Source organism: Inquilinus sp. CA228 (assembly GCF_052078665.1).
Taxonomy (GTDB): Bacteria; Pseudomonadota; Alphaproteobacteria; order DSM-16000; family Inquilinaceae; genus Inquilinus.
On record NZ_JBQJIK010000009.1, the window covers coordinates 97,600 to 122,238 of the forward strand.

24 protein-coding genes are annotated in these 24,639 nt (G+C 71.3%); 12 read left to right on the top strand and 12 right to left on the bottom strand.

Going from position 1 to position 24,639, the window contains the following annotated elements:
- The first annotated feature begins 29 nt into the window (after positions 1-29).
- Together ACTOWL_RS06260 and ACTOWL_RS06265 are read left to right on the top strand one after the other, a co-directional pair.
- Complete coding sequence (locus tag ACTOWL_RS06260) at positions 30-1,409, top strand: aspartate aminotransferase family protein (RefSeq protein ID WP_441320340.1); 1,380 nt, start codon at positions 30-32, stop codon at positions 1,407-1,409.
- A gap of 8 nt (positions 1,410-1,417) precedes the next feature.
- Positions 1,418-2,518 (top strand): alcohol dehydrogenase family protein, encoded by a 1,101-nt coding sequence (locus ACTOWL_RS06265; protein WP_441320341.1) that lies wholly within the window; start codon positions 1,418-1,420, stop codon positions 2,516-2,518.
- A gap of 16 nt (positions 2,519-2,534) precedes the next feature.
- Here the strand turns inward: ACTOWL_RS06265 and ACTOWL_RS06270 are convergent, their stop codons facing one another.
- The 7 genes from ACTOWL_RS06270 to ACTOWL_RS06300 are packed head-to-tail and all read right to left on the bottom strand — an operon-like array spanning position 2,535 to position 9,700.
- Positions 2,535-3,635 (bottom strand): M24 family metallopeptidase, encoded by a 1,101-nt coding sequence (locus ACTOWL_RS06270; protein WP_441320342.1) that lies wholly within the window; start codon positions 3,633-3,635, stop codon positions 2,535-2,537.
- 30 nt (positions 3,636-3,665) lie between these two features.
- Positions 3,666-4,628 carry an isoaspartyl peptidase/L-asparaginase family protein gene (locus ACTOWL_RS06275; RefSeq protein ID WP_441320343.1) on the bottom strand — a complete coding sequence of 321 codons (963 nt, stop codon included), beginning with the start codon at positions 4,626-4,628 and terminating at the stop codon, positions 3,666-3,668.
- A gap of 13 nt (positions 4,629-4,641) precedes the next feature.
- A complete protein-coding gene (locus ACTOWL_RS06280) occupies positions 4,642-5,460 on the bottom strand; it encodes a M55 family metallopeptidase (RefSeq protein WP_441320344.1) in 819 nt (272 codons plus the stop codon).
- Positions 5,457-6,494, bottom strand: a complete 1,038-nt coding sequence (locus ACTOWL_RS06285; RefSeq protein WP_441320345.1) for a P1 family peptidase — start codon at positions 6,492-6,494, stop codon at positions 5,457-5,459. Before ACTOWL_RS06285 ends, ACTOWL_RS06280 begins: the two co-directional genes overlap by 4 nt.
- Positions 6,491-7,339, bottom strand: coding sequence for an aminotransferase class IV (locus ACTOWL_RS06290; RefSeq protein WP_441320346.1), 849 nt, complete (start codon positions 7,337-7,339; stop codon positions 6,491-6,493). The genes ACTOWL_RS06285 and ACTOWL_RS06290 overlap by 4 nt, the downstream gene beginning before the upstream one ends.
- Entirely contained in the window at positions 7,242-8,594 is a 1,353-nt protein-coding gene (locus ACTOWL_RS06295) for an aldehyde dehydrogenase family protein (protein ID WP_441320347.1), read from the bottom strand. Before ACTOWL_RS06295 ends, ACTOWL_RS06290 begins: the two co-directional genes overlap by 98 nt.
- 2 nt (positions 8,595-8,596) lie before the next feature.
- Positions 8,597-9,700 (bottom strand): NAD(P)/FAD-dependent oxidoreductase, encoded by a 1,104-nt coding sequence (locus ACTOWL_RS06300; RefSeq protein WP_441320348.1) that lies wholly within the window; start codon positions 9,698-9,700, stop codon positions 8,597-8,599.
- Between the two features lie 185 nt (positions 9,701-9,885).
- Between ACTOWL_RS06300 and ACTOWL_RS06305 the strand changes: the two genes are divergently transcribed.
- Positions 9,886-10,731 carry a GNAT family N-acetyltransferase gene (locus ACTOWL_RS06305; protein WP_441320349.1) on the top strand — a complete coding sequence of 282 codons (846 nt, stop codon included), beginning with the start codon at positions 9,886-9,888 and terminating at the stop codon, positions 10,729-10,731.
- A 2-nt stretch (positions 10,732-10,733) separates the two neighbouring features.
- Positions 10,734-11,681: a 2-hydroxyacid dehydrogenase gene (locus ACTOWL_RS06310; RefSeq protein WP_441320350.1), complete on the top strand. Its 948-nt coding sequence runs from the start codon at positions 10,734-10,736 to the stop codon at positions 11,679-11,681.
- Between the two features lie 2 nt (positions 11,682-11,683).
- Here the strand turns inward: ACTOWL_RS06310 and ACTOWL_RS06315 are convergent, their stop codons facing one another.
- The 4 genes from ACTOWL_RS06315 to argE form a co-directional block, all read right to left on the bottom strand.
- The gene (locus ACTOWL_RS06315; RefSeq protein ID WP_441320351.1) at positions 11,684-12,172 is read right to left on the bottom strand and encodes an Lrp/AsnC family transcriptional regulator; all 489 of its coding nucleotides are present in this window, start codon (positions 12,170-12,172) and stop codon (positions 11,684-11,686) included.
- A 10-nt stretch (positions 12,173-12,182) separates the two neighbouring features.
- A complete protein-coding gene (locus ACTOWL_RS06320; protein ID WP_441320352.1) occupies positions 12,183-12,890 on the bottom strand; it encodes a GntR family transcriptional regulator in 708 nt (235 codons plus the stop codon).
- Positions 12,891-12,919: 29 nt separating this feature from the next.
- Positions 12,920-14,197 (bottom strand): NAD(P)/FAD-dependent oxidoreductase, encoded by a 1,278-nt coding sequence (locus tag ACTOWL_RS06325; protein WP_441320353.1) that lies wholly within the window; start codon positions 14,195-14,197, stop codon positions 12,920-12,922.
- Positions 14,198-14,298: 101 nt separating this feature from the next.
- Positions 14,299-15,447: an acetylornithine deacetylase gene (gene argE / locus ACTOWL_RS06330; protein WP_441320354.1), complete on the bottom strand. Its 1,149-nt coding sequence runs from the start codon at positions 15,445-15,447 to the stop codon at positions 14,299-14,301.
- A 203-nt stretch (positions 15,448-15,650) separates the two neighbouring features.
- Between argE and ACTOWL_RS06335 the strand changes: the two genes are divergently transcribed.
- From ACTOWL_RS06335 to ACTOWL_RS06360, 6 genes are all read left to right on the top strand, one after another.
- Positions 15,651-16,316 carry a haloacid dehalogenase type II gene (locus ACTOWL_RS06335; RefSeq protein ID WP_441320355.1) on the top strand — a complete coding sequence of 222 codons (666 nt, stop codon included), beginning with the start codon at positions 15,651-15,653 and terminating at the stop codon, positions 16,314-16,316.
- 200 nt (positions 16,317-16,516) lie between these two features.
- Positions 16,517-18,130, top strand: a complete 1,614-nt coding sequence (locus ACTOWL_RS06340; protein ID WP_441320356.1) for an ABC transporter substrate-binding protein — start codon at positions 16,517-16,519, stop codon at positions 18,128-18,130.
- A 5-nt stretch (positions 18,131-18,135) separates the two neighbouring features.
- Positions 18,136-19,092, top strand: a complete 957-nt coding sequence (locus tag ACTOWL_RS06345) for an ABC transporter permease (RefSeq protein ID WP_441320357.1) — start codon at positions 18,136-18,138, stop codon at positions 19,090-19,092.
- On the top strand, positions 19,089-19,943 hold the full coding sequence (locus tag ACTOWL_RS06350) for an ABC transporter permease (RefSeq protein WP_441320358.1): 855 nt from the start codon (positions 19,089-19,091) through the stop codon (positions 19,941-19,943). Before ACTOWL_RS06345 ends, ACTOWL_RS06350 begins: the two co-directional genes overlap by 4 nt.
- Before the next feature lies 1 nt (position 19,944).
- Entirely contained in the window at positions 19,945-21,588 is a 1,644-nt protein-coding gene (locus ACTOWL_RS06355; protein ID WP_441320359.1) for an ABC transporter ATP-binding protein, read from the top strand.
- 150 nt (positions 21,589-21,738) lie between these two features.
- Entirely contained in the window at positions 21,739-22,164 is a 426-nt protein-coding gene (locus ACTOWL_RS06360) for a hypothetical protein (RefSeq protein ID WP_441320360.1), read from the top strand.
- Positions 22,165-22,449: 285 nt separating this feature from the next.
- Here the strand turns inward: ACTOWL_RS06360 and ACTOWL_RS06365 are convergent, their stop codons facing one another.
- Complete coding sequence (locus tag ACTOWL_RS06365; RefSeq protein ID WP_441320361.1) at positions 22,450-23,109, bottom strand: hypothetical protein; 660 nt, start codon at positions 23,107-23,109, stop codon at positions 22,450-22,452.
- Between the two features lie 146 nt (positions 23,110-23,255).
- On the opposite strand from ACTOWL_RS06365, the gene ACTOWL_RS06370 reads away from it, so the two are divergent.
- Both ACTOWL_RS06370 and ACTOWL_RS06375 read left to right on the top strand, forming a co-directional pair.
- Positions 23,256-23,945: a response regulator transcription factor gene (locus ACTOWL_RS06370; protein ID WP_441320362.1), complete on the top strand. Its 690-nt coding sequence runs from the start codon at positions 23,256-23,258 to the stop codon at positions 23,943-23,945.
- Between the two features lie 118 nt (positions 23,946-24,063).
- On the top strand, positions 24,064-24,639 hold a 576-nt coding region (locus ACTOWL_RS06375), incomplete at its 3' end, for a hypothetical protein (RefSeq protein ID WP_441320363.1).

Below are 24,639 nucleotides of genomic sequence, written 5' to 3' on the forward strand. Positions count from 1 at the left end.
CGCCCGCCCCTCGTTCAAGGAGATTTCCGATGGCCCTTCGCGGCAACGAACTCGACGCCTGGGATCGCGACCATTTCTTCCACCCGTCGACCCATATGGCGGCCCATGCCCGCGGCGAGACGCCGAACCGGATCATCACCGGCGGCGAGGGCGTCTACATCACCGACCGCGACGGCAAGCGCAGCCTGGACGCCTTCGCCGGGCTGTACTGCGTCAATGTCGGCTATGGCCGCCGCGAGATCGCCGACGCGATCGCCGCCCAGGCGCATGAGCTGGCCTATTACCACGCCTATGTCGGCCACGGGTCTGAGCCGTCGATCCGCCTGGCCAAGATGATCATCGACCGGGCGCCGGCCGGCATGTCGCGGGTGTTCTTCGGCCTCGGCGGGTCCGACGCCAACGAGACCAACGTCAAGCTGGTCTGGTACATCAACAACATCCTGGGCCGGCCGGAGAAGAAGAAGATCATCTCGCGCTGGCGCGGCTATCACGGCTCCGGCCTGATGACCGGCAGCCTCACCGGGCTCGAGCTGTTCCACAAGGCCTTCGACCTGCCGCTGGCCCAGGTGCTGCACACCGACGCGCCCTACTATTACCGCCGCGAGGACCGCTCGCTGAGCGAGGAGCAGTTCTCGCAACGCTGCGCCGACCGGCTGGAGGAGCTGATCCTCGCCGAGGGGCCGGAGACGGTGGCCGCCTTCATCGGCGAGCCGATCCTGGGCACCGGCGGGCTGGTGCCGCCGCCGGCCGGCTACTGGGAGAAGATCCAGGCCGTCCTCGCCAAATACGACGTGCTGCTGATCGCCGACGAGGTGATCACCGGTTTCGGCCGGCTGGGGTCGATGTTCGGCTCCGATCACTACGGCATCAAGCCGGACCTGATCACCATCGCTAAGGGCCTGACCTCGGCCTATGCGCCCCTGTCCGGCGTGATCGTGTCGGAGACGGTGTGGAAGATCCTGGAGAAGGGGTCCGACGCGCTCGGCGCCATCGGCCATGGCTGGACCTATTCCTCGCACCCGCTGTGCACCGCCGCGGCGATCGCCAATCTGGAGCTGGTCGACAGCCTGGGCCTGGTCGAGAACGCGAAGGTGACCGGCGCCTATTTCAAGCAGGCGCTGGCCGATGCGCTGGCCGGCCACCGCATCGTCGGCGAGGTGCGCGGCGAGGGCCTGGCCGCGGCGGTCGAGTTCGTGGCCGACAAGGACAACCGGGTGTTCTTCGACCCGGCGCTGAAGGTCGGCCCGCGGATCTATGCGGCGACGCTGGCCCGCGGCGTCATCACCCGTGCCCTGCCGCAGGGCGACATCCTGGGCTTCGCGCCGCCGCTGTGCCTGACCCGCGACGAGGCCGACATCGTGGTCAGGGCCGTGGCCGGCGCGGTCGGGTCGGTGGCGAACGAGCTGTGAGCAGGACGATGATCGCCGAACCCATCCCCGCCACCATGCGCGCCGTGGTCCTGACCGGCCATGGCGGGCCCGACAAGCTGGTCCATCGCGACGACGTGCCGGTGCCGAAGCCGGCGGCCGGCGAGGTGCTGATCGAGGTCGCGGCCTGCGGCATGAACAACACCGATGTCTGGGTCCGCGAAGGCGCCTACGGCACCGAGGCGGACCCGGAGGCGGTGTCGAGCTGGCGCGGCCGCGGTGACCGGTCGACCCTGACCTTCCCCCGCATCCAGGGCACCGACACGGTCGGCCGCATCGTCGCGGTCGGCGCCGGCGTGCCGGAAGCGCGGATCGGCGAGCGGGTGATGGTCGATTTCAGCATCTACAACCGCGACGACGACAGCCTGGCCGACATCGACTACATGGGCCATGGCCGCGACGGTGGCTATGCCGAGTACATGGCGCTGCCGGCCGACCACGCCCATCGCGTCGACACGCCGATGACGGACGTCGAGCTGGCCACCTTCTGCTGCGCCTACCTGACCGGCGAGCACATGCTGGACCGCGCCCGGGTGGCGGCGGGCGAGCGGGTGCTGGTCACCGGCGCCTCGGGCGGCGTCGGCTCCGGCATCGTCCAGCTGTGCCGGGCCCGCGGCGCCATCCCCTATGCCGTGGTCGGACGCGGCAAGGAGGAGGCGGTGCTGGCGGCCGGAGCCGAGGCGGTGGTCACCCGCGATGCCGGCGACCTGGTCTCGGCGGTGGAGCGGGCCACCAAGGGGCGCTCGATCGACGTCGTTGCCGATCTGGTCGGCGGGGCTATGTTCAACGACCTGCTGCGCATCCTGCGGCAGGAAGGGCGCTACACCACCGCCGGCGCCATCGCCGGGCCGGTGGTGCAGTTGGACCTGCGGACGATGTATCTGAAGCACCTGGAGCTGCACGGCTCGTCCCAGGGCACCCGCGGCGCCTTCTGGCGGCTGGTGCGGTACATCGAGGAAGGCAAGCTGAAGCCGCTGGTCGGCGGCGTCTACCGCCTGTCCGACTTTCACCAAGCCCAGGCTGACTTCATGGCCAAGGGCTTCGTCGGCAAGCTGGTGGTGGTGCCGGATTCGAAATGGGCGGCCGGCTGACCGGCCGCCCGATCGGTCAAAGGCGCACCACGTGCAGGTCGCGCGGCAGGGTGGACAGGATCTCCGGGCCGTCCTCGCGCAGGATCACAATCTCCTCGAGCCGGATGCCGAAGCGGCCCGGGATGTAGATGCCCGGCTCGATCGAGAACACCATGCCCTCCTCCAGCACCGTCTCCGAGGTGGCGGTGATGTAGGGCGGCTCGTGGCCGTCGATGCCCATGCCGTGGCCGGTGCGGTGCACGAAGTACTCGCCGTAGCCGGCATCGGCGATGACGCGCCGGGCGGCGGCGTCGACCTCCTTGGCCTGTACGCCGGGCCTCGCGGCCTTGAGCGCCGCCTGCACCGCCTTCTCGACGATGGTGTGGATCTGGCCGTAGCCCTCCGGCGGGCGGCCGATCGCGACCATGCGGGTGATGTCGCTGGGGAAGCCGCCCTTGCGGCCGCCGATGTCGACCACCACGGCGTCGCCCTCCTCCAGCCGGCGCCCGCTGGTCTGGTGGTGCGGGAAGGCGCCGTTGCCGCCGCCGCCGACGATCCAGAACGCCGGTGATGCGCCTTCCGAGCTGAAGTGCGCCTTGATCACCGCCGCCAGCTCCAGCTCGGTCATGCCCGGTTTCGCCGCAGCGAAGGCGGCCTGGATGGCGCGGTCGGCAATGCCGGCATTCATCTTCAGCTTGGCGAATTCGGCCGCGTCCTTGCGCATGCGCAGAGCGCCGATGGTGCTGTCGGTGAAGCTGTGCCGCGCGCCCGGCAGGACACCGAGCAGCAGCAGGGCGAAATCGGCCCGCATCGTCTCGTCCAGCACCACATGCCCGGCCTGGGCCGCGCCGACATCGGCCAGGGCGGCCGCCAGGGCGGCGTCCGGCCCGACGGCGTCGTCCCAGGTGTGGAAGGCGACCGCGGTCTCCTCACGCGATCCCTCGGCGTTCAGCACCGGCATCAGGAACGCCTCGCGCTCCGGCCCGATCAGCAGCAGGCAGGGCCGCTCATCGGCATGCGGGTGGAAGCCGGCCGCCCATTGCATGTGCGAGCCGGGCCCGAGCGCGACGAGATCGACGCCCGCCTCCCGCATCTTGCCGCGCAGCGCCGCCAGCCTCTTGCCCGAATCGACCGCCATCATGTCCTCCTGTTCACGCCGGACCTTGCCCTAAGCGGCCTCGACCCGGAAGGCCTCGCGGTGGATCGCGGTGCGCAGCACGCCATCGGCGCCGACCACGCCGCGATACATGCCCTCGCAGTTGAAGGGCAGCGCGACACGGCCCTGGGCGTTGACCGCGATCAGCCCGCCGGAGCCGCCGGCCGGGGCGAGCAGCGCCTGCACCACATCCTCCGCCGCCTGCTCCAGCCCCTGCCCGGCCCAGCGCATGCGGGCGTCGATCTCGTGGCCGGCGGCGTAGCGGATGAAGATCTCGCCATGGCCGGTGCCGGAGACGGCGCAGGTGGCGTTGTCGGCCCAGGTGCCGGCGCCGATCACCGGGCTGTCGCCGACTCGGCCCGGGGTCTTGCCGGTCATGCCGCCGGTCGAGGTGGCGGCGGCCAGGTTGCCGGCGGCGTCGCAGGCCACGGCGCCGACCGTGCCGTGCTTGCGCGCCGGGTCGCCGTCATCCGGCAGGGCCTGGCGGCGGCGCGCCAGCTCGTCCTGCAGCGCTTGCCAGCGCCGCTCGGTGCGGAACCAGGACGGGTCCATATGCTCCAGCCCCGCCTCGCGGCAGAAGCGGCGCGCCCCCTCCCCGGCCAGCAGCACATGCTCGGTCCGCTCCATCACCGCGCGGGCGGCCAGGATGGGGTGGCGCGGGCCGCAGATGCCGGCGACGGCGCCGGCGCGCCGGTCACGCCCGTCCATCACCGCCGCATCCATCTCATTCTCGCCGGCGCTGGTGAAGACGGCGCCGCGGCCGGCGTTGAACAGCGGGTCCTCCTCCAGCGCCATCACCGCGGCGGTGACGGCGTCGAGCGCGGAGCCGCCGGCCGCCAGGACGAGGTGGCCGTTGCGCAGCGCGGTGCGCAGGCCCTGGTGAGAGGCGTCCTCCTGCTCCGGCGACAGCGAGTCCCGGCGGATGGTGCCGGCGCCGCCATGGATCGCCAGGACGGCGCGGGATGGGTCGGTCATGGAAGCCTCGGAGTCAACGGAGGAAGGCCGTCATGGCGGAGACGGCATTCATCCAGCGGATGGCGTCTGCGACGCTGCCGGCGGGTAGAGCCACGGTGACGCCGTCGCGCCGTTCGGCCGGCGGCAGGGTGGCTGCGAGGTCGGCCAAAGCCGGGCCGCCCATCTCCAGCTCCAGCGTGTAAGGGCCGTCGATGCGGAAAAGCGGGATCGCGCCGGCGCGACGGACGGCGCGGGCCGCGCCTTCGCGCAACGCCGCGCGGGCGGCCGGCAGCGGCAGCGACCGGGCGGCGCGGTTGCCCAGCGCCCGCTTGGTCTGGACGAACTCGGCCTCGGGGAAATGCTCGCGCAACTCGGCGACGCAGCGGTCGTCGCCGGAGACCATGGCCACCGGCACGCCCAGGCTGCCGGCATAGGCGCCGTAGATCCCGGCCTCGCCCAGCGGCCGGCCGTTCAGCCGCACGGCGCGGAAGGCGAAGCCGTTGGTGGTGTGGGCCAGCACACCCTGCTCCGACGCCCGGGCGTGGTACCCGAGGCAGAACACCGCGGCATGGCCGGCATCGAGCCCGGCGAACATGTTGAGCGGCTTCGGCTTGCCCTGGATCAGCTCCGCCGCCGGGTGCAGCAGCTCCGGCAGCAGGTTGGTCATCGGGCCGTGGGCGTCGTTGACCAGGATCTCGGTGGCACCGCCTTCCAGCGCGCCCTCGATCGCAGCGTTGACCTCCTCGGTCATCAGCCGGCGGGCGCGTTCGTACTCGCCATTGCCCGGCTGGCCCTGCTGCGGCGAGACCACGCCGGCCACGCCCTCGATGTCGGACGAGATGTAGATCTTCATTTCCGCTCTTCCGCCTCCAGCCAGTCCCCGAGCGAGGGCCGGCTGTGGCCCTGGCGGCCGATCGCAGGCCCGGCGGCGCAGAGCGCGTTCAGCACCGCCTCCTGCGTCGCCTCGGCCGCGGCCTGGAACAGCCGGTCGATGCGCGCCTCGTTCAGCGCCCGGATCCCGATCAGGTCGCGCTTCTGGTCGTGCTCCACCGGATCGGCGGTGGAGAAGCCGAGCGCGATGTCGCCGCTGCCATGGCCCCAGAAGGCGCCGAGCCGTGCCAGGCCGGCGCCACAGCGCCTGGTGACGCGGTGCAGTTGGCGGTGCTCCAGCGGCACATCGGTCGCCAGGATCACGATCACCGAGCCGCGCTCGGGCGTCGGCTCCGCGGGCGGCGCCGGGCGGCGGCCATCGGGCAGCACCAGGTCGCCGGCCCGGCCGAAATTGGCCAGCATCAGCACGCCGAGATGGAAATGGTCGCGGTCGAACTTCGCCCGGCGCGAGGCGGTGCCGATGCCGCCCTTGAAGCCGAAGCTGCTCATCCCCGTGCCGGCGCCGACCGAGCCCTGGCCGATATGGCCGGCGCTGGCCGCCGCGATCGCTTCCAGCGCGTCGGTCTCGGTCACCGCCAGGGCCTGGATGTCGGACAGGAAGCCGTCATTGCACTCCAGCACCACCGGGTTGACCGTGCCGGTCTCGCGGCCGATGTCGGGATTGGCGGCGATGGCGGCGCGGATCAGCGCCGTGGCGCAGGTGCCGACGGCGAAGGTGTTGGTCAGCAGGATCGGCGTCTCGACCGTCCCCAGCTCCGCCACCTGCATCAGGCCGGTGCTCTTGCCGAAGCCGTTGATCACCTCGACCGCGGCGCGGGCCTTGGTCCGGAACAGGTTGCCGGCATGCGGCAGGATGGCGGTGACGCCGGTCAGCACGTCGCCGGCATGCATGCTGAGATGGCCGACCAGCACCCCGGGCACATCGGTGATGGCGTTGAGAGGGCCGGTCGGCAGCGTGCCACAGACCAGGCCGAAATCGCGGGCGAGACGGCTCATTCCGGCCTCCCGACCAGGCTATCGAAGGCGTCGCGCACCCGCCGCCACACCGGCCCCGGCCGGCCGGAGCCGACCGCGGCGTCGTCCAGCCGCACGATCGGCGCCAGCTCCTTGGTGGTGCTGGTGATCCAGATCTCGTCGGCGCCGCGCAGCTCGGCCTCGGCCACGTCACGCTGCTCGACCGCGATGCCGAGCTCCTCGGCCAGGCGGATGGCGAGGCGGCGGTTGATGCCGTCGAGGATGCGGTGGTCGGCGATGGGCGTCGCCACCCGCCCGTCCTTGACGACGAAGACGTTGCTGGCGGCGCATTCGCTGACCAGCCCGCCGCGCAGCATCACCGTCTCCAGCGCCCCGGCCTCGGCCGCGTTCTGCGCGGCCAGGACGGAGGGCAGCAGCGCGATCGACTTGATGTCGCAGCGCAGCCAGCGGATGTCGGGCGCCGAGACCAGGGCAAAGCCGTCCTCCTGCTGCGCCCGGCTCAGGCGCTTCAGCGGGCCGGCGAAGGCCAGGATGCTGGCCTGGGCCGCGGCCGGGAAGACGTGGCTGCGCTGGGCCGGGGCGCCGCGGGTGACCTGCATGTAGATGGTCGCGGCCGGGCGCGGCGCGGTCTCGGCCAGCTGCCGGAACACCGTGGCGATGCCGGCGCGATCGAGGCTCGGGTCGATCCGGATTGCGGCGAGGCTGCGGGCCAGCCGGTCGAGATGGGCGTCGAGCTCGAAGATCCGGCCGTCATAGACCGCCACCACCTCATAGACGCCATCGGCGAAGAGGTAGCCGCGGTCGAGCGGCGAAACCTTGACGTCGTCGAGCGGCAGATAGGTTCCGGTCCAGTAGGCGAGGGTCATCGTCGGCGTTCCGGGGCTGGAGGCGGGGGCGTTGTCGGCCAGAAGGAAGGGCATAATCTGTTCGGCCCGCCGCATGTAAAAGAATTTTCAGGAATGATGCCCGCTTGCCGATCGGAGAATCGTCACTGCAAACGCAGCGAAGCAATCCAGCAGCCCCTGGATTGCTTCGCTGCGCCTCCTCGCGATGACGGTTCTTCTGGGCGCCGGCAGAGTCCGGTCGCGGGCTCGGCGGCTCCAGCTCCGTCAGAACTCCATCAGCACGCTCTTGTGGCGCAGATTGGCCTCGACCGCCTGGCGCCCGAGGTCCTTGCCGATGCCGGAGCGCTTGTAGCCGCCGGTCGGCAGGATGAAGTCGGCCGTGCGGCCGTAGCGGTTGACCCAGACGGTGCCGGCCTGCAGCCGGCGCACCGCCCGCATCGCCCGGCCGGTCGGCGCTCGGCGTGTCGGCGAAGACCAGCTGCGGGCTCTTGCCGCCGAGCTCCAGCGTCACCGGCTTCACCCCGCTGGCGGCGCTGGCCGCCATGATGGCGGCACCGGTGCGGGTCGAGCCGGTGAAGGAGATCTTGCCGACCCGCGGATGGCGGCACAGCGCGTCGCCGGTGACGAACCCGGTGCCCTGGACGACGTTGAAGATGCCGGGCGGCACCCCGGCCTCGACCGCCAGCTGCGCCAGCAGCACGGTCGAGAACGGCGTCAGCTCCGACGGCTTGAGCACGACGGCGTTGCCGGCGGCCAGCGCCGGCCCGGCCTTCCACGACGCCATGCTGAGCGGGAAGTTCCAGGGCGTGATCGCGGCGACCACGCCATAGGGCTCGGAGATCACCAGGCCGAGGCTGTCGCTGCGGGTGGCAGCGACCTCGCCGCCCAGCTTGTCGGCGTATTCGGCGAAGAAGCGGAAGCCCTCGGCGGTCGAGGCGACGTCGACGGCCAGGGCCTGGGCGATCGGCCGGGTGGAGCCGAGCGCCTCGAGCCGCCCCAGCTCCTGCGTCCGGGCGTCGATCAGGTCGGCGAAGCGCCGCAGCACCCGGGCCCGCTCGCGCGGCGCGCGGGTGGCCCAGTCGGTCCGGCGCTGCGCTTCGGCCGCGCCGGTCACCGCCCGGTCGACGAGGTCGGCGGAGGCGATGGGGAGGTCGGCATAGAGCGCGCCGTCGGAAGGGCGGCGGACGCCGATCGTCTCGCCCTCCCCCACGACGACGCGCCCGTCGATGAAATGGCCGGCGGGGATAGCGACGGCGGCGGGATCGAAGTCGAGCATGGTCAGTATCCCGCGGCCCAGCGGGCGAGGTCGGCCGCGCTTTCGGCGCCGTCGAACATGGCGATGATGCGCTCGCCCAGCAGCGGGCCGAACTTGAACATCTGGCCGTCGCAATGGGTCACCACGAGGCCGCGCCCGGCGGTGTCGAGCCGGAAGCGGCGTGACGGGTCGAGGACGTAGTAGCCGACCTGGATCCGGGTCGGGCGGTAGTCCGCGGCGTCACGGAAATAGGGCCGGAACGGCGCCAGGATCGCCTCGCCCTCGGTGGCGAGGTCGGAGCCGAAGCCGTCGATCTCCGGCCGGGCGCGGCGCCGGTGTGGGCCATGCCCGAATTTGAGGCCGGCGCCGCGGCGGTCCGGCAGGGTGTAGCCGCCATGGTCGCCGAGGGTGACGATGGCCGGCGCGTCCCGCCAGGACTGGGCGAAGCGCGCCGGCGGCTCGACATAGCACAGGCCCTGCCGCCAGGTGGACGCGTCGCCGTAGCGCTCCGGCATCAGCGCCGGCAGCCAGGCGCCGGCGGCGACCACCAGGATGTCGCCCTCGACCGCGCTGCCGTCGGCCCGGACGGCGACGCCGCGCTCCTGGTCCACCCGGGCGATGCGGCAGCCGCCTTCGATCACGGCTCCGTGCTCCGCCACCCAGCGCGCCAGCTCGGTGACGATGCGGCCGGCGAAGAGCGGCCCGCCCGGGGAGGCGACAACGCCCCAGGCGCCCGCGGGCAGTTGCAGATGCGGGCACAGCCGCTCGACGCCATCGCGGTCCAGCACCTCGTGCAGGATGCCCACCTCGCGGAAGACCTCCAGCGTCTGGGCGGCGTAGTCGTCGGCCTCCAGCGAGATCGCGATCGCGCCGGTGTCCTCGAACTGCTCGCTGCCGATGTCGTCCCAGACGCGCGACCAGGCCTCGAAGGCGGGCGCCACCATGCGGGTGTAGCCGACGGCCACGCCGTAATGGTAGCGGATCATCCGGTGCTGGTCGTAGGAAGCGCTGTGCGGGTTCGGCACCTCGCCCTGCTCCAGCAGATGCACCTCGTGCCCGCGCTGCAGCGCCGCCCGCGCCACGGACAGACCGACGATACCGGCACCGATGATGACGACACGAGCCATGGGATGCGCCCTGTTTTCCCTGAGACCGACTGCCGCCGAGGCTAGACCGGCCAGCGCGGCAGATGCTGCCATGGATGCGTGCCGCTTTGGTGCATCCGCATGGTGCGCCGCCGGCTTTTCGGCCGATCGTGCCAGGATGCACGGAGCAAGCTGAGGGCTCGCGGCCCGACCTAGAGATATCGGTGATGACCCAGGACACCCCTCCCCCGACCTTGCGCCCGATGACGGAGCAGGACCTGCCGGCGCTGCACGCTTTGACCGTGGAAGTCGGCTGGGCGCACCGGCCGGAGGATTGGCGCTTCGTCTATGAGGTCGGCGAGGGCGTGGCGGCCTGCGACGGCGCCGGCCGGGTGATCGGCTCGGCCCTGTGGTGGCCGTTCGGACCCGATTTCGGCACGGTCGGCATGATCATCGTCTCGCCGCGGCTGCAGGCGAAGGGCACCGGGCGGCGGCTGATGCAGTGGCTGTTCGACCAAGCCGGCGACCGCGTGCTGCAGCTCAACGCCACCCCGGCGGGGCTGCGGCTGTACCGGTCCAAAGGGTTCCGCGAGATCGGCCGGATCCACCAGCACCAGGGCCTGGTGCAGCCGACGCCGACTGTGGCCGGGCGGGTGCGGCCGATCACGGCTGCGGACTGGCCGCGGATCCATGCCCTCGACCGGGAGGCTTATGGTGCGGAGCGGTCGGCCGCGCTGGACGGGCTCGCCATCCGTTCGGCCGGCTTCGGCTACGAGGTGGATGGCGACCTGCTCGGCTTCAGCCTGTGCCGCCCCTTCGGCCGCGGCCATGTCGTCGGCCCGATCGTCGCGCCGGACGAGGCCGCCGCCATCGCCCTGCTGCAGCCGCATCTGCAGGAGCATGCCGGCCGCTTCCTGCGGGTCGACACGCCGGATGACGGCGCCTTCGCCGACCGGCTCGCGGCCGCCGGCCTGGCGCGGGTCGACACGGTCGCGACCATGCGGCGCGGCGATAGACCGGCGCCCGCGGTGTCCGCCAGGATCTTCGGGCTGATCAACCAGGCTTTGGGCTGACCATGAGCGATCGGCATCCACGGGCGACGCTGCTGTACAAATCCGACCCGGTCCGCGGCGCGGTCTGGGACCGGGTGTTCCGGAAGGAGGCGCCGGACATCGCGCTCGAGGTCTGGTCGCCCGATGCGCCGCCCTCGGACGCCGCCTATCTGGTGGCCTGGATCCCGCCCGAGGATCTGGCGCGGTCGGTGCCGAAGCTGGAGGTGCTGTTCGGCCTCGGCGCCGGGGTCGATCACCTCGCCCTCGACCACCTGCCGCCGCGGGTCCAGCTCGTGCGGATGGTCGATCCGGACCTCACCCGGTCGATGGTCGAATACGTGCTCTACGCCGTGCTGGCGCTGCACCGGGACATCCCGGCCTATCTCGCCGACCAGCGCGAGGGCCGCTGGGCTCCCCGCCCGGTGCGGCGCAGCGCCGACCGCACGGTCGGGGTGATGGGGCTGGGCGTGCTCGGCCGGGCCGCCGCCGAGGCGCTGCGCGACCTCGGCTTTTCCGTGCGCGGCTGGAGTGCGTCGGAGAAAGCGATCCCGGGCGTCGACTGCTTCGCCGGGCCGGAGGCGCTGCCGGAGTTCCTGGCGGCCTGTGAGATCCTGGTCTGCCTGCTGCCGCTGACCGACGCGACGCGTGGCCTCCTGAAGGCGGCGGTGTTCTCAGCCCTGCCGGCCGGGGCCGGGCTGGTCAATGTCGGACGCGGCGGGCATGTGGTCGAGGCCGACCTGCTGGCGGCGCTGGAGAGCGGGCAGGTCTCGGCCGCGATGCTCGACGTGCTGGCGACCGAGCCGCCCGCCCCCGACCACCCGCTGCTGCGGCATCCGCGCGTGATGCTGACCCCGCATGTGGCCAGCGCCACCCATCCGGACTCCGCCGCCCGCCAGGTGATCCGCGCCATCCGCCGGCACCGGGACGGGCTGCCGATGGAGAACGTCGTCGACCGCCGGCAGGCGTACTGACTTCAGGCGAACAGGTTCATCAGCGGCTGCTCGGTCTTCCGGACCGGGGTCTTGATCACGATGTAGCTGAAGTATTTCGAGATCCCGACCGGGCGCTCCAGCAGGCCCTCCATCACCTCCTGGTAATGCGACAGGCTGCGGGTGACGAACTTCACCAGATAGTCGTAGCCGCCGCTGACCAGGTGGCACTCCATCACCTCGTCCAGGCCGCGCATCGCCGCCTCGAAGCGGGTGAAATAGGGCGTGGTCTGGTCGGCCAGCGTGATCTCGGTGAAGACGGTGACGGTCTCGCCCAGCTTGGCCAGGTTGAGATGGGCGCCGTAGCCGGCGATGTAGCCCGCCTGCTCCAGCCGCTTGACCCGCAACAGGCAGGGGCTGGTGGACAGCCCGACCGCATCCGCCAGGTTGACATTGGTCATCCGGCCCTGGCGCTGCAGCTGCACCAGGATCCGCATGTCGATCTGATCGAGCCTGTTGCTGGACGCGCTCACGAAGCTGCTCCTACTCGGCGGCGACGCCGGTCTTGCCCTGCCGCAGGGCGTTGGCCTTGTGCAGCGTCCGAACCGGGTCGCCGAAATGCCGGTCCAGCTCCTTCAGCGCCGCCTCGGCATCGTCGCCGCCGACCAGCTCGGCCAGCAGCTTGTGCTCGTCGATCAGCGCCTTGTTGCCGCGATAGCCGCCCATCAGCTTGTGCAGGCACAGCATGGTCTCGGCCTGCAGCGTGGCGTAGCCGCGGGACAGCCGATGGCTGCCGGCGGTGTCGACCAGCTCGCGGTGGAACTCCAGGTCCAGCTCGGCGGTGCGCGACCAGTCCTCGCGCCGGACCGAGGCCTCCATCTGCCTGACGACGGCCTTCAGCCTCTTGGCCAGCGCGGCCCGGTCCGGCAGGTCCATGACCCGCCGCAGGGCGACGAGCTCGAGCGATTTGCGCACGAAGTAGATGTCCTGCAGGTCGTCGTCGGTCAGCTCCGGCACGAACACGCCGCGATGCGGCTCGCTGCGCAGCAGCCCTTCCTGGATCAGCCGCTGCAATGCCTCGCGCACCGGCCCGCGGCTGACGCCGAAGCTGGCCGCCAGCTCCATCTCGTTGAGCTGGGCGCCGAGCGGGAAGGTGCCGTCGAGGATCGAGGCGCGGATCTGTTCGCTGACCTGGCCCGACAGGGTCGTGCGCGCCAGCCGTTTCACCTTCCCACCATTCGCCTGTGCCATGCGCTGCCCCGCCTTCCGTGATACCCCGCTCAATGCAGGACGTCCTGCAGCCGATAGTAAGCGCCGACCAGGGGCAGGAACCAGGGGGGGCCGAAATGGCCGGGCACCGCCGGCCAGTCGAGGTCGCGGAAGACGTTGCATTCCGGCCGGCCGCTCATCACCTCGGCCATCACCGCGCCCATATGCGTGGCCATCTGAGTGCCGTGGCCGCTGTAGCCCATGGAATAGTAGAGGCCGTCATGCACGCCCGCCCGGGGCAGCCGGTCTGCCGTCATGTCGACGATCCCGCCCCAGCAATAGTCGATGCGCACGTCGCCGAGCTGTGGAAAGACCGCGCGCAGCGCCCGCTGCAGCACGCGGCCGCTCTTGGCGTCGGACAGCGGGCTGGACACGGCGAAGCGCGCCCGGCCGCCGAACAGCAGGCGGTTGTCGCCGGTGATGCGGAAATAGGTGCCGACATTCTTCGAATCCGTCGCCATCCGGCGCGTCGGCATCAGCTCGTCCACCACCGCCTGCGGCAACGGCTCGGTGACGATGACGAAGCTGCCGATCGGGATGACGCGGCGCCGGAACCAGGCGAAGGGGCCGGCGCGAGACGGGCCGGTGGCCAGCAGGACCTGCGACGCCGTCAGCCGGCCGCGGGCGGTCACCACCTCATGGGCGTGGCCGTTCCGCCGTTCCAGTGCTGAGACCGGCGCGTCCTCGAAGATCGCGGCGCCGCGCGCCACCGCCGCCTCGGCCAGCCCTTTGGAGAACCGGCCCATATGCATGCTGGCGCTCTTCCGGTAGACGAGCCCGCCGTGGAACCGGTCGGACCCGATCTCGGCCCGCAGGTCGCCGGCCGCGACCAGGGCGGTGTCGGCGTCGACCTCGCGCGCCAGCACCTCCTGCGCCCGCTGCAGCTTGTCGAAATGCTCCGGCTTGGCGGCCAGCTTGATCTTGCCGGTGCGCCGGAAACCGCAGTCGATCCCCTCCTCCCGCACCAGCCGCTCGACCGTGTCGACCGCGGCATCATAGGCGCGATAGAGCAGCCGGGCCCGGTCGAGGCCATGCCGCGCCGCGACGCCCTGGAAATCGACCGCGAGGCCGTTGTTGCACTGGCCGCCATTCCGGCCGGAGGCGCCGGCGCCGACTCGCCCGGCGTCCAGCACCGCCACCCGGGCGCCGCGCCGGGCCAGCGCCAGCGCCGCCGACAGCCCGGTGAAGCCGGCGCCGATCACGGCGACATCCACCTTGCCCTCGACCGGCCCGGCGGCGGCGCCCTGGAACGGCGTCACGGAATCCATCCAGTAGGAAGCCAGTTTCATGATCGATCCTGATCGCGCCCCGCCTGATCGCGCGCCGGGTCAGCGCCCGTCGCGGCGGCGACCCATTAGCTTGATCACGCCACTCGTAGGATTGTCAACAATCATACTGTGAGTCGAGCGACCAGCCGCTCCAGCATGGCGACGCCCGAGGCCAGCTCGGCCCGGGTGATGAACTCGTCCGGCTTGTGCGCCCGGTCGATGTCGCCCGGCCCGCAGACGATCGAGGGCACGCCGGCCTGCTGGTACAGGCCGGCCTCGGTGCCGAAGCTGACCGCGGCCTGCCGCTTCTGCCCCGAGATCGCCTCGGCCAGCGCCGCGAGCGGATGGTCGTCGGCGAGGTCGAGCGCCGGGTAGAAAGCGAGGGTCTCGCTGTCGACCGCGACCGACCGCCCCTCGGCCCGCAGCGCCGCGACCCGGTCCTCGGCGAAGCGGGCGATCGGGCTCCAGAGCGTAGCGGGGTCGGTGCCGGGGATGGCGCGAGCCTCGAGGTCGAAGACGCATTCGGCCGGCACGATGTTGACGCCGGTGCCGCCGGACACGATGCCGACCTGCAGGGTCGAGACCGGCGGCGCGAAGCGGTCGTCGAATGGGCCTTCGGCTTCGATCCGCCGGGTCTCGTCCCGCAGCTTCAGCATCAGTTCCGCCGCCAGGTGGATGGCGTTGTCCGCCAGGTCGGGGCGGGAGGAATGGCCGGCGCGGCCGCGCACGCGGACCCGCCGGGCGATCTTGCCCTTGTGCCGCAGCACCGGGCGCAGCCCGGTCGGCTCGCCGACGATGCAGTCGGCCGGCGGGGCGCAGAGCTGCGGCAGCCGGTCGATCAGATGGCGCACGCCGACGCAGCCGACCTCCTCGTCATAGGACAGGGCGATGTACACCGGCCGCTTCAGCCGGGCCGCGACCAGGGCCGGCACGGCGGCCAGCACGCAGGCGACGAAGCCCTTCATGTCGACCGCGCCGCGGCCGAACAGCCGGTCGCCGTCGCGGCGCAGGGCGAAGGGATCGCCGGTCCAGCCCTCCGGCGCGGCCGGCACGACGTCGAGATGCGCCGACAGGATGGTGCCGGGCACCTCCGCCGGACCGATGGTGGCGAACAGGTTGGCCCGGTCGCCCTCCGGCCCCGGCAGCACCGTGGCCGCCACGCCGTGTTCGGCGAGATACGCGCGGACATAGTCGACGATCGCCCCGTTCGGGGTGCGGCAGACGGACGGGATCGCCACCAGATCCGCCAGAATCTCCTCGACCGGTTTCATCCCGCGCCTCCTGACGTTGCATCGCCATCCTGCCCTGCCGCGCCGAAGCGGTCGCGCCGAAAGCCGATGGCGGATCGGCATGTCGTGCCATCCGGCCGGCTGCAAACGGCATGATCGCCCGGCGATGCGGCGCGCAGGGGGCTGGCCGTGCGGCCCGCCCCTTCTAGGATGGCCCGATCGCAGATCCGCGGGAGCGACCGGACATGGCCCTGAGACCGAAATACGTCACCTTCGACTGCTACGGCACCCTGATTTCTTTCGAGATGGCGCCCGTGGCCCGCCGGATCTACGCCGACCGGGTCGACGCGTCGCGGCTGGACGCCTTCTGCGCCGATTTCTCGGCCTATCGCCTGGACGAGGTGCTGGGCGCCTGGAAGCCCTATTTCGAGGTCGTGCGCAACGCGCTGGAGCGCAGTTGCCGGCTGTGGCAGGTGCCGTTCCGGGAGGAGGATGCCGACGCCGTCTACGCCGCCATCCCGACCTGGGGCCCGCATCCGGACGTGCCGGAGGCGCTGGCCAAGGTGGCGGCGCACATCCCGCTGGTGATCCTGTCCAATTCGATGACCGACCTGATCCCGCACAGCGTGGCCAGGCTGGGCGCCCCGTTCCACGCCGCCTACACGGCGCAGGAGGCGCAGGCGTACAAGCCGCGGATGCGGGCCTTCGAATACATGTTCGACCAGCTCGGCTGCGGGCCGGAGGACGTGCTGCATTGCTCCTCCAGCTTCCGCTACGACCTGATGACCGCGCATGACCTGCGGATCACCCACAAGGTGTTCGTCAATCGCGGGCACGAACCGCCCAACCCCCATTACGGCTATCACGAGATCAAGGACATAAGCGGCCTGCCCGGCCTGCTGGGGCTGTAGCCGGGTTCCGGGGACGATATCGTCTTCATTAAGATTGTTGACAATCCTACGACGACCGCCATCATATCGGATGGAAACCAGGGCATCGCGGCACTAGCTGCGAGGGGCGACGCGGAACACCGCGCGTCCGGGATGCCCCGGCCATCAGAACAACCAGGGAGCTCGGGATCGGTGATCCCGCACAACAGAGGGACGGCGGCATGACGAAGATCAGCGATTTCGAAGCGATGCGCCCCGCCGAGCGCCGGCGGATCCTGGATGCGCTGCGCGGCGGCGCCACCCGGCGCGAGGTGCTGGGCATGCTGGGGATGGCCGGCATGGGCCTGGCCGCGGGCGGGTCGGTGTTCACCCACGCCGGCCGGGCGCTGGCCGACACGCCGAAGCGTGGCGGCAGCATCCGCGTCGCCGGCTACACCAGCTCGACCGCCGACACGCTCGACCCGGCCCAGCAGACGGCGTCGACCGACTATGTCCGCTGCAACCTGTTCTACAACAAGCTGACCTGGATCGACGAAGCCGGCGAGCCGCAGCCGGAGCTGGCCGAGGCGATCGAGAATGACAAGGCGACGGTCTGGACCTTCAAGCTGCGCAAGGGCGTCATCTTCCACGACGGCAAGACCCTCGCGGCTGAGGACGTGGTCTATTCCCTGAAGCGCCATCTCGACCCCGAGGTCGGCAGCAAGGCCAAGGCCCTGGCCTCGGCGATGGAGGAGATCAGCGCCACCGGGCCGAACGAGGTCCGCATTCGGCTGTCGGGCCCGAACGCCGATTTCCCGGTGATCCTGGGCACCGCCCATTTCCACATCGTCAAGGACGGCACCAAGGATTTTACCACCGCGGTCGGCACCGGCCCGTTCAAGTGCCAGGAGTTCACGCCGGGCGTGCGCTCGGTCGCGGTGCACAACGACGGCTACTGGCGCGACGGCCCCTGGCTCGACCAGATCGAGTTCTTCGGCCTGGCCGATGAGAGCGCCCGGGTCAACGCGCTGCTGTCCGGCGACGTGCAGCTGGCCTCGACCATCAATCCGCGCTCGGTCAAGCAGTTGCAGGACACCGGCGCCTTCGGCGTCCTGGACACCCGCGCCGGCAACTACACCAACCTGATCATGCGGCTGGATGCGGCGCCGGGCAGCAGCCCGGACTTCGTGCTGGGCATGAAGAGCCTGATCAACCGCGAGCAGATCCAGTCCGCGATCTATCGCGGCTATGCCGAGATCGCCAACGACCACCCGATCCCGTCCTCGAACCGCTTCTACGCCAAGGACATCCCGCAGCGCGCCTTCGACCCGGACCAGGCCAAGTTCCACTTCCAGAAGGCCGGGGTGCTGGGCACGACCATCCCGGTCGTCGCCTCGCCCGCCGCCGACAATTCGGTGGAGATGGCGGTGCTGCTGCAGCAGGAGGCGCAGAAGATCGGGTTGACGCTGGACGTCCAGCGGGTGCCGTCGGACGGCTTCTGGTCGAACTACTGGATGAAGTCGCCGGTCGGCTTCGGCAACATCAACCCGCGGCCGACCGCCGACCTGCTGCTGACGCTGTTCTACAAGTCGGACGCGCCCTGGAACGAATCCGGCTGGAAGGACGGCCAGTTCGACCAGCTGCTGGTCGCCGCCCGGGCCGAGACCGATGAGGACAAGCGCCGGCAGATGTATCACGACCTGCAGGTGATGGTGCGCGACGGGTCCGGCGTGGCGATCCCGACCTTCATCAGCAACCTCGACGCCTACACCAGCAGCCTGAAGGGGCTGAAGCCGATGCCGACGGGCGCCCTGATGGGCTACGGCTTCGGCGAGTATGTCTGGCTGGACGGCTAGTCCGGATGAACGGCCAGATCGCGAGGCTGATCGGGGGGCGGCTGGTCGTCGCGGCGCTGACCCTGGTCTTCGTCGCCGTGGTGGTGTTCGTCGCCACCCAGCTGCTGCCGGGCGACGTGGCGCAGGCGATCCTGGGCCAGAGCGCGACGCCGGAGGCGGTGGCCGGGCTGCGCACCGCGCTGGGGCTGGACCAGCCGGCGGCGCAGCGCTTCCTGCACTGGCTCGGCGGGATGCTGACCGGCGATCCGGGCGTGTCGCTGGTCAGCCGCCAGCCGATCGGCCCGCTGATCGGCGCCCGCCTGGCCAGCTCGCTGCTGCTGGCCGCCATCGTCGCGGCCGTCGCCGTGCCGCTGGCACTGGCAATCGGCATCACCTCCGCCGTCTGGCGAGGCTCGATCTACGACCGGGCGGTGGCCACCGCCACCATCTCGGTGGTGGCGGTGCCGGAGTTCCTGGTCGCCACCGTCGCGGTGCTGATCTTCGCGGTGCATCTGCACTGGCTGCCGGCGCTGTCCTTCGTCCCGGCCCATGCCTCGCCGCTGCAGTTCCTGCGCGCCGTGGCCCTGCCGGTGCTGAGCCTGACCTTCGTGGTGGTGGCGCAGATGGCACGGATGACCCGGGCCGCGGTGATCGAGACGCTGCGGTCGCCCTATGTCGAGATGGCGGCGCTGAAAGGGGCCAGCCCGGCGCGCATCGTGCTGCGCCACGCTTTGCCGAACGCGGTCGGCGCCATCGCCAACGCCGTGGCGCTCAGCCTGTCCTACCTGCTGGGCGGCGTGATCATCGTCGAGACCATCTTCAACTATCCGGGCATCGCCAAGCTGATGGTCGACAGCGTCGCCATGCGCGACATGCCGGTGGTGCAGTCCTGCGCCATGGTGTTCTGCGCGGTCTACCTGCTGCTGGTCACCGCCGCCGACATCGCCACGATCCTGTCCAACCCGAAGCTGCGCCACCGATGACCCAGCCCGCCCTCGATCCGGCCGAGCCCCGGCGCCGATCGCGCCGGCTGCGTCTGCCCCCGGCGGGCGTGATCGGCGCCGCGATCGTCCTGCTCTGCGTCGCGGTCGCGGCCTTCGGGTCGGCTCTCGCCCCGTACGATGCCGGGGCGGTGATCGACTACGAGGTGTTCAAGCCGAGCAGCACCGCCTTCCCGCTGGGGACCGACTATCTCGGCCGCGACATGCTGAGCCGCATCCTGCTCGGCGCCCGCTACACCGTCGGCATCGCCGGCCTCGCCACCCTGCTGGCCTGCGGCGCCGGCGTGTGCCTGGGCCTGTTCGCCGCCGCGGTCGGTGGCTGGCCCGACGCGCTCCTGAGCCGGACGCTCGACGCCCTGACCTCGATCCCCAGCAAGATGCTGGCGCTGGTGCTGGTGGCGGGGCTCGGCTCCTCCACCCCGATCCTGGTGCTGACCCTGGCCTTCATCTACCTGCCGGGCTGCTTCCGCATCACCCGGGCGCTCGGCGTCAACATCGCGGCGGAGGATTTCGTCCTGGCCGCCCGCGCCCGCGGTGAGCGCACCGGATACATCATGCTGCAGGAGGTGCTGCCGAACATGGTCGGGCCGATCCTGGCGGATTTCGGCCTGCGCTTCGTCTTCGTCGTGCTGCTGCTGAGCAGCCTGAGCTTCCTCGGCCTCGGCGTGCAGCCGCCCAATGCGGACTGGGGGTCGCTGGTGCGCGAGAACATCTCGGGGCTGAGCGAGGGCGCGCCGGCCGTGATCATGCCGGCCATCGCCATCGCCATGCTGACCATCGGCGTCAACCTGCTGATCGACAGCCTGCCCGGCCGCCGCCGCGAGGGGCATTAAGATGAGCGCGACCGTCCAGGTCTCCGGGCTGCGCGTCGCCGCCCGCACCGAGGCGGGCGGCGAGGCCGTGATCGTCGACGATGTCGGCTTCACCATCCGCCAGGGCGAGGTGCTGGCGCTGATCGGCGAATCCGGCTCGGGCAAGACCACGATCGCCCTGGCGACGATGGGCTATTGCCGCGGCGGCTGCCGCATCGTCGGCGGCTCGGTCAATGTCTTCGGGCGCGAGATCCTGGCGCTCGACCGCAAGACCTTGCGCGGCCTGCGCGGCCGGCAGATCGCCTATATCGCCCAAAGCGCGGCGGCGGCCTTCAATCCGTCGCGCAGCCTCATGGCGCAGGTGATCGAGAGCGCGCTGATCCACGGCACCATGACCGCCGAGGCGGCCCGCACCAAGGCGCGGCAGCTGTTCCGCGAGCTGGCCCTGCCCGACCCCGACCGGATCGGCGACCGCTATCCGCACCAGGTCTCGGGCGGCCAGCTGCAGCGGCTGATGGCTGCCATGGCGCTGATCAACGACCCCGAGCTGGTGATCTTCGACGAGCCGACCACGGCGCTGGACGTCACCACCCAGATCGAGGTGCTGCGCGCCTTCAAGGCGGTGGTGCGAACCCGGAAGACGACCGGCATCTACGTCTCGCACGACCTCGCCGTGGTGGCCCAGATCGCCGACCGGATCGCGGTGCTGCGCCACGGCCGGCTGCAGGAGACCGGGCCGACCGAGCGCCTGGTGACCACGCCGGAGGATGGCTACACCCGCCAGCTGATCGCCGCCGCCACCCCGGCGAAGCGGACCATCGGCGAGGAGACGGCGCCGGCCGATTCCGTGCCGCTGTTGCGGGTCGAAGGGCTGCTCGCCGGCTTCGGCGCGGCCCGGCCCGGCGCGCTGCCGCCGGTCACGGCGCTGCAGGACATCGACCTGTCGATCCGGCGCGGCCGCACCCTCGGCGTGATCGGCGAATCCGGCAGCGGCAAGAGCACGCTGGCGCGAGTGATCGCCGGGCTGCTGCCGGCGGCGCGCGGCCGCGTCCTGCTGGACGGCCAGGCGCTGCCGGCCACGCTCGGCGGCCGCAGCCGCGATCAGCTGCGCCGCATCCAGATCGTGTTCCAGAACGCCGACACGGCGCTGAACCCGGCCCGGACGGTGGCGCAGATCATCGCCCGGCCGCTGGCCTTCTATCACGGCCAGGGCGACCGCCAGCGCCGGCAGCGGCTGCACCGCCTGCTCGATCTCGTGCGCCTGCCCGCCGCGGTGGCCGATCGGCTGCCGGGCGAGCTGTCCGGCGGGCAGAAGCAACGCGTCAACCTGGCCCGGGCGCTGGCCGCCGACCCCGAGCTGATCCTGTGCGACGAGGTCACCTCCGCCCTCGACACCGTGGTCGGCGAGGCGGTGCTGGACCTGCTGACCGAGCTGCAGCGCGAGCTCGGCGTCGCCCTGATGTTCATCAGCCACGATCTCGGCGTGGTCCGCTCGATCAGCCACGAGGTGCTGGTGCTGCGCCAGGGCCGCACCGTCGAGGCCGGCCCGACCGAGCAGGTGCTGCGCGCCCCGCAGGCCGCCTATACGAAGCTGCTGCTGGCCTCGGTGCCCGAGCTGCGCCCCGGCTGGCTCGACGAGCGCGCGCGGGTGGTCTCGGCGGCCTGATCGCTGCGCCCGAGCATACACCGGCCGCGCCCGGCTTGGACCAAAGGACAACGGACGCGGGCGTCGCTGGGCCGCCATACTCACCCGAACGGGCGGGTCCCGGGCGGTTGCGCCGCCAGGACGGACCGCCGGACACGGAGGGACCCTGAGATGCGTGCACCGACGATCGCGGCCGCCGCCGCCCTGTTGCTGGCGCTCGGTTTGACCGGCCCGGCCGCGGCCCAGTCCGGGCTGACCACCCGCGCCACCAACCTGGAGCCGCTGAAGCTGTCCTCCGGCCTGCCCTTCCCGGAGAAGCCCTACGAGCTGGAGGCCGGCAAATACTACCGCTGGACGATCGAGGCCGACGGCACCGCCGAGCTGGCGATCGCGGCGCCGGAGTTCTTCCGCAACATCTGGATCAACGAGGTGGTGATCAACAAGATCGAGGTGCGGCCGCTGGGCCTGGATTCGATCGAGTTCGACGACGAGGGCTCGGCCACCATCTCCTTCGTGCCGATCCGCCCCGGCACCTTCACCTTCCACGCCCCCGGCACCGAGGCCGAGGGCATGCGCGGGACGTTCGTGGTGAAGTAGGGGGCGCGCCCAGCACGGCCGGAACGACGTTTTGCCTCTCCCGCCTGGCGGGAGAGGTCGGGCTCGCGCAGCGAGACCGGGTGAGGGCGGACCCCGGCCTCGACGAAACCCCCTCACCCGGAGGCGCAAGCGCCTCCGACCTCTCCCGTAAACGGGAGAGGCAAAAACACTTATTCTCCAGCGTCGTAGGTTGGGTTCGCGGTACACGAACCCAACAATGGTGCGACGGCGAGATGTTGGGTTCGCGAGGCGAACCCAACCTACGCGGTCGAGCCACGCTGGCCTTCAGCTGCTGTCCGGATTCGGCGGCTCCGACCGGGGCCGGCCGGTGTCGGACTCGTCCGGCTTGACGAACCAGTCGTCCGCGGACTCGCGATCGGCGGGCTTCGCCGGGGCCTTCGCCTCGAAAATGTCGTCCCAGCTCTGCGGCAGCCGGATCGGGTCCGGCGGGTAGCCGATCTTGCGGCAGACCTCCTGCACGAACTCCGCCGCCGACAGCGTGTCCAGCTGCGCGTCCAGGATCTCGTCCTCGACCAGCTTCTCCCACGCCACCGACCGCATGCACTCGGCGTCCAGGCCCTCCTCGGGCTTCGCCGCCGCCTCGGCCACCATCCCGGCCGCGCGCTCCCGCCGCTGCCGGCGACGCTGCTCCTCGCCCGAGGCCTTCCGCTCGTCCCGCCGCGTCATGAAGCCGGTGCGGATCCGCTCGGTCAGGGCGATCGTCAGCCGTATCGAGCGCGTGAGCCGCGCCTGGATCAGCCCGAAATCGGGCGGCGCCTTCGGGTCCAGATGGGCCCTCTCCTGCTGCCGCTCGGTCAACCGCTTGCAGCGCATGTCGGTTTCGGCCGCCGCGCGCAGCATGTCCAGCGCCCAGCCCGTCCAGTTCATGTCGGGATCGGTTGGCCGGATCGGTTCGGATTGCGCCTCGTCCATAGAACGTATCATGAACGAGATTCGCGCGTTAACGCAATAACACATCGCGTTCACGCGCTGCCGCGCCGCTTTGCCCCGCCGACTTGGTCGCAAGGACGACGGACAGCGGGGGTCCGGACGCGATAGCATCCGGCGGAACCCATCTTTGCCCGCACCGGATGACCAGGCCCCCGTCCCTACCCCTCACCGACCTGACCCCCGCCTTGGGCGGGGCCGAGGCGAACCCGATCCGCATCGGCTTCGCCGACAAGAACCCGCTGGTGCTGCGCGGGCTGCAGTCGCTGTTCGGCGAGGACCGGCGGTTCGAGCTGGTGGTCTCGGCCAGCGACGGCGAGCGCTTCCTCGACGCCGTGGCGCGGTTCGAGTTCGATGTCGGCATCATCGGCTGGGTGATGGCCAATGGCGACGGCCGCGCCGTGCTGGAGGGGCTGAAGGCCTGGGAGGCCACCCCGGGCCGGACGCCGGCCCCCCGCATCGTCGTCTACACCGGCGCCGATCTGGGCGTGGCGCGGACGGCGATGCAGCTGGGCGCCGCCGGCTTCCTGTCGAAATCCGAGCCGCCGGAGCACCTGCTGGACGTGGTGGCCGAGGTGGCGCGCGGCCGGATGATGTTCCCCTTCCTCGACCTCGGTAGGGCGGCGGCGGCCGATCCGCTGGCCTGCCTGACCGGGCGCGAGCGTGAGCTGCTGGAACGGCTGGCCGAGGGCTTGAGCAATGAGGGGCTGGCCCGCCGCTTCGGCCTGTCGCCGAACACGGTCAAGTTCCACCTGCGCAACCTGTACGAGAAGCTGGGCGCCGCCAACCGGGCCCAGGCGGTGGCGGTGCTGCTGGGGCGGGACCGAAACTAGATCCCGACCGGAAAGATTTTTTCACCGGCATCCTACGAACGTAGGACGACCCCGGCGGGCGGCGCGTGGTTCGCTGGCATCGGAAGGGCTTCCTCGCAACGGCTTCCGAGACGCCATCATGCAGATGCTCGACGCCAGAGATCCGATCCGCCTCGACCCGGCCGCGCTGCCGGCCGATGTCGACGACCACGGGCTGGAGGCCGAGCTGCAGCCGGTGCTGCGCAGCGCCGTCCCGGGCCCCGGGCCCTTCAACTCGCTGGTGCTGGTGCGCGGCACCCTGCCCGCCGGCGCAGTGGAGACCAACGCGACCTTCGCCATCCGCACCAACTTCGAACTGGCCGGCTTCGATCCGATGTCGCCGCCGCCGTTCAAGCATTCCTCGACTGCGGCGCTGCGCCAGCCGGGAGGGCCCGAGGCCGAGATCGACGCCATCGACCACGGCTATTTCGACGATGCCGGCCGCTGGGTGCTGCTGGTCCGCGGCGAGAGCCTGTGTCCGCACGGCACGGTCGAGCTGACCAGCTGGGTGATGTGCCGCGAGCCGCCCCCGGCGGCGACGGCGGCCGGCCTGCCTGCCGGCAAGTCGGATGCGCGCCTGGCGTTCCGCAGCTACCGCTCCTTCGTCCCGCCGCGGCCGCCGCAGCCGGCGGATGCCTGGAGCCAGGCCGTCACCCGGCTGTTCCCCCGCCTGCAC